The 4,356-nt window shown below is 42.2% G+C and carries 5 protein-coding genes and 1 pseudogene; all 6 read right to left on the reverse strand.

Annotated features, from left to right (window positions below; translation table 11 throughout):
• Window positions 1-1,158, reverse strand: a pseudogene (locus PVV66_RS09175) (hemagglutinin repeat-containing protein); the annotation flags it as partial.
• The gene (locus PVV66_RS09180) at window positions 1,152-1,556 is read right to left on the reverse strand and encodes a hypothetical protein (protein ID WP_273719533.1); all 405 of its coding nucleotides are present in this window, start codon (window positions 1,554-1,556) and stop codon (window positions 1,152-1,154) included. The pseudogene PVV66_RS09175 and the gene PVV66_RS09180, both read right to left, overlap by 7 nt.
• A gap of 180 nt (window positions 1,557-1,736) precedes the next feature.
• Window positions 1,737-2,138 carry a hypothetical protein gene (locus PVV66_RS09185; RefSeq protein ID WP_273719535.1) on the reverse strand — a complete coding sequence of 134 codons (402 nt, stop codon included), beginning with the start codon at window positions 2,136-2,138 and terminating at the stop codon, window positions 1,737-1,739.
• Between the two features lie 174 nt (window positions 2,139-2,312).
• On the reverse strand, window positions 2,313-2,720 hold the full coding sequence (locus tag PVV66_RS09190) for a hypothetical protein (protein ID WP_273719537.1): 408 nt from the start codon (window positions 2,718-2,720) through the stop codon (window positions 2,313-2,315).
• Entirely contained in the window at window positions 2,717-3,178 is a 462-nt protein-coding gene (locus PVV66_RS09195) for a hypothetical protein (protein ID WP_273719539.1), read from the reverse strand. The genes PVV66_RS09190 and PVV66_RS09195 overlap by 4 nt, the downstream gene beginning before the upstream one ends.
• Window positions 3,175-4,356 (reverse strand): hemagglutinin repeat-containing protein (locus PVV66_RS09200; RefSeq protein WP_273760993.1); only part of this gene is annotated, 1,182 nt, incomplete at its 5' end. The genes PVV66_RS09200 and PVV66_RS09195, both read right to left, overlap by 4 nt.

A 4,356-nucleotide genomic window follows, 5' to 3' on the forward strand; every position in this document is an offset into this window, starting at 1 on the left:
TTTATTAACAGCCATTTGCACAGCATTACCCGCTGCATCATCGGGTGAATTAAAAATGCCATTGTAGAACATATAAACATTGCCATCAGAGCCTTTTTGTAAATATTCCTCTTCCTCTGGTTTTAAAAAATGATACAAAACAATATTTTTTCCATCTCTGTCTTTCATATACTCTCCATTTTCATTGGTTAAATAGAGGGTATTGCCATTTTCATCATGCGCAACCTCACCCACTGGGTGGGCAACATAATATGCCATTTTACGCACTTTATCCCAGTATCCCAATCCTTCATCTGATAAATCATTGATCATGTCTAAGCGATTATGCACTGCTCCTTCAAGCGGTGTGGCGTCTATTGGTGCCACAGCTTGGTGGGCTGCTGCGGTGTTGCGGTTGAGAGAGCCAATGATTTCTCCAGCATCTTGCCCCATCGCCCTCTGATTGGTTTCACCGGTTAAGATGATGGTGCCATCGCTGATAGCCGATTTGGTTTCACCTTCTGCTCCATCCTTGGCTTTACCATGATTTAAAACATTCTTGGCAATGGTTTTTATCGTGTCATTTCCAGAAAGGCTAAAACCATGGCTGCTGGCTGTCGCATGCGCACTGTTGGTGATATCACTGGTGCTGATGCTTCCTGTGATCAAGCTGTTTTTTTCTGCCGGTGCGCTACTGTCAATAATGCCTCCGGTCATGGTTGTTGCACCCGCCACTGTAATATCAAAACCTCCCTCACCCGCTTTGATGCCGGATTGCTCCACAACGCTGTGATAATCACTAGAGGATTGATCCTTTTGGAAAGAGGCGTTCATGGAGCCTCCATCACCGGTTTTTCCTGCACCAAAGCCAACAGAAACAGAGTTTTGCTTGCTGGAACTTTGTCCCGTATCACTGAGGCTGGTAATGGTGAAATCACCACCAACACCCATCTCTACACGGTTTGCAGAAACCACGGCGCCTGCTAGTGTAGTGTTTCCTCCACTATTGCTATGAACAGTGCCGGTACCTATAATATGGCTGTTCTTGTGTTGCAGTTGTTCACTGGAGCCTTCCCCTTGACTAAAAGCAGTATTGCCCGTTGCCCCTGCGCCACCCGTGCCATAACCGTAGCCAACATTAACCAAAGCGCTTTGCGAATGGTGTTGTGTTGTTAGGGTTGGCATTCTGGTTTATTTTTATATTTTTGACAATAAGCGCTCTTTAAACGTCTCTCGACACTTCGCTTCGGAATAACAGAACCAGGAACACATATAGGAAGGTCTTCAGCATTATAATTTCTACACCGATCTCTCCAATCCCATCCTAATTTACTATGAAAACCTGCTTGGGTTAAGCATGCATAAATAGATGTATTCGCATTTATGCTTAACTCTCTATAATCCATCATATAACCATCATGAGGATTCAGCATTCCACATTCTAAAAGCGCTTTTTTTATCTCAACTTTATCTGCTCCTAGCTTCTCTAATACATCCAGAGCCTGATGAGGACCTGGAGCACATCCAGCTATAATAAGCAAAACTAATCCACTCAATAACTTTAAAGTTACTTTCATTTTTCCTCTCCTTCAATGATTTTTTACGATAAGATTGCTTAAAGCTTGTTGATGTTTTATGTTCCTCTGTCCATACAAATTTGAAACACGTTGAATACCAATACAATCAACCCATACACTTAGTGCAAAAGATAAAAAGAACTGAGGATTACTCTTAATCACACCAACATTAAGAAACTACTACGGTAGACATTCAGGTCTGTTTCTATTTATTTGACAATGGGGACTGTTCAAGCGTTTCTTAACACTTCTTTGAGGAATGACAGCTCCTGAACGACAAATCGGAAAACGAGGATCAAAAAGCTCACACGAACTCAAATATCCGGATTTATACCTAAAACCTGCTTGAACCATGCAAGCTTCAATTAATGCCTTCGCATTTCCATCTAATTTTCTGTTGTATTCATCATGATAATAAGGTGTTGGCATACCACATTCCAACAGCGCCTTCCCTATATCAATTGTATCTGCACCAGGCTTATCCCATAATTCCCAAGCTGATAAGGGAACCTCAGCTTTATACTCACATCCAGCTGTAGTTAGGAGAGCTATGCAGCTCAATAGTTTTAAAGTTTTCTTCATTTTTACCCCCTTTCAATGGATTTATTTACAATAAAAAGGCTTGAAAGCCTGTTGATGATTTTATCTCTGGTTTTCAAGACAGTTCAGAACTGAGATGGTGGATGAAGAGAACAATCCCGCACAAGCATGAAAACGCATGAATGTGGGGATTGTAGTTTCCACAAATAACAATACTTAAGGTTGGCATTCATCCGCATTTTTGTACCTTTTACAAAAAGGGCTGTTTAAGCGCTTTTCAACACTTCGTTTCGGAATGACAGCACCAGGTTGGCAAATAGGAAGGTTTTCGGCTTTAAAATTCTCACACCAAGTTCCTACTTCTCTTTCAAGTTTATCACGGAACCCTGCTTGGATCATGCAAGCATAAATTGTTGCACTATCATTGTAGCTCAAGCGCCTATTTTCTCTATCAAGATATTCAGGGCTCGGCATCCCACATTCTAACAAGGCTTTTCCTATCTCAGTAAAGTCTGCTCCTGGCTTCTCCCACCCATATACGTTGCCTAGAGGAGGCTTGTCGATGTTACATCCAGCGATATTTAAGAGAACTATCCCACTTAATAATCTTAAAATTTGTTTCATTTTTTACTCCTTGAAGGGATGTATGTACGTTTAGGGAATCCATAAGCTTGTCGACACTTTCCATCCGCATGACTATAACAATCATGAGGACTAGGGTGACCAGATAGTACTTTCTTTGCCTCTTTCACTGCGTTACTACCAAGGGGTCTCTGGTGAAAAGTAGCAGGATTTCCACCAAACTTTATACCAACAAAATCATCAGCATGGTTTTCCAAGCCAACAGTGGTTTGCTTGCCATCCCTTAAGATATATAACGTATTTGCCATATTTTGAGTGTTATAAGCTGGACCAAAGAAATTAACCCTTGTTTCCTTTGCTATACCGTGAACACCACGATTTACTAAATTATACGATCCATTTCCTGCTGTTAGGGTACCACGACTATGGGCATCAATATGCAATCCTGTATTGCCATAAAGATACATTGTATTCTGGAACTTCTTGGTCGAATTGGTCAAGCCAAAAAAAGTTTACCTTCCAGAAGCTTCTGAAAAACCGCTATCCCTACTTCTACTTCCCAGTCTTCAGCTTGGGGGAAGTATGTAAAATAAAGGGGATCGTGATCATTATCAGTCAATTGGACAGCATAACGCGCTGCATCATCAGGGGAATTAAAAATACCATTGTAAAACATATGAACAGCGCCATCAGAGCCTTTTTGTAAATGCTTTTCTTCCTCTGGCTTTAAAAAGTGATATAGAGGTATTTTTCTGCCATGACTGTCTTTTTTAGGTTTTCCATTTTCATCGGTTGCATAGAGGACATTGCCATTTTCATCATGCTCAACTTCTCCCTCAGGATGTTTTTTAACATAGCCGATTTTGTAAATTTTATAAAAAGTTCCAATAATTTCATTCAATAAATCATTCCTCCTCTCTAAGCGATTATGAACGATACCCTCAAGTGATGTGGCGTCTATCGGTGCGACAGCTTGGTGGGCTGCTGCGGTGTTGCGGTTGAGAGAGCCAATGTTTTGTCCAGCATCTTGCCCCATCGACCTCTGGTTGGTTTCACCGGTTAAGATGATGGTGCCATCGCTGATAGCCGATTTGGTTTCACCTTCTGCTCCATCCTTGGCTTTACCATGATTTAAAACATTCTTGGCAATGTTTTTTATCGTGTCATTTCCAGAAAGGCTAAAACCATGGCTGCTGGCTTGAGCATGCGCATTGTTGGTGATATCACTGGTGCTGATGCTTCCTGTGATCAAGCTGTTTTTTTCTGCCGGTGCGCTACTGTCGATAATGCCTCCGGTCATGGTTGTTGCACCCACCACTGTAATATCAAAGCCACCATCACCCGCTTTGACGCCGGATTGCTCCACAACGCTGTGATAATCACTAGAGGATTGATCCTTTTGGAAAGAGGCGTTCATGGAGCCTCCATCACCGGTTTTTCCTGCACCAAAGCCAACAGAAACAGAGTTTTGCTTGCTGGAACTTTGTCCCGTATCACTGAGGCTGGTAATGGTGAAATCACCACCAACACCCATCTCTACACGGTTTCCAGAAACCACGGCGCCTGCTAGTGTGGTGTTCCCTCCACTATTGCTATGAACAGTGCCGGTGCCTATAATATGGCTGTTCTTGTGGTGCACTTCATCACTGGAACCTTCCCCTTGACTAAAAGCAGCACT

The sequence above is a fragment of the Bartonella sp. AU16XJBT genome, from assembly GCF_028618665.1.
In the GTDB taxonomy this organism is placed as follows: Bacteria; Pseudomonadota; Alphaproteobacteria; order Rhizobiales; family Rhizobiaceae; genus Bartonella.

What these genes read in the sequence shown, in the direction of transcription:
- PVV66_RS09185 (WP_273719535.1), bottom strand. Translation starts at nt 2,138, where the DNA reads ATGAAGAAAACTTTAAAACTATTGAGCTGCATAGCTCTCCTAACTACA.
- PVV66_RS09190 (WP_273719537.1), bottom strand. Translation starts at nt 2,720, where the DNA reads ATGAAACAAATTTTAAGATTATTAAGTGGGATAGTTCTCTTAAATATC.
- PVV66_RS09180 (WP_273719533.1), bottom strand. Translation starts at nt 1,556, where the DNA reads ATGAAAGTAACTTTAAAGTTATTGAGTGGATTAGTTTTGCTTATTATA.